We start from the raw sequence: 255 nt of genomic DNA, 5'->3' as shown, positions 1-255 counted from the left end.
CACTCAGGGTAAGTCGGGACCTAAGGCGAGGCCGAAAGGCGTAGTCGAAGGACAACAGGTCGAAATTCCTGTACCACCGTAAGCCGTTATGAGCAATGGGGGGACGCAGTAGGGTAGTGACGCAGGCTGATGGATGCCTGTCCAAGCAGTGAGGCTGATGTGTAGGCAAATCCGCACATCGTAAGGCTGGGCTGTGATGGGGAGTGAAAATTACAGTAGCGAAGGTCATGATCTCACACTGCCAAGAAAAGCCTC

The 255-nt window shown here is 54.1% G+C and carries 1 rRNA gene; it reads left to right on the top strand.

Annotated features, from left to right (window positions below):
- Nucleotides 1–255, top strand: a 23S ribosomal RNA gene (locus M3636_RS30015); the annotation flags it as partial.

It is taken from the genome of Paenibacillus sp. MER 99-2 (genome assembly GCF_023714095.1).
Classification (GTDB): domain Bacteria; phylum Bacillota; class Bacilli; order Paenibacillales; family Paenibacillaceae; genus Paenibacillus.
The sequence above is the reverse complement of the archived record's forward strand: the minus strand, read 5'-3'. Positions and strand labels throughout refer to the sequence as shown.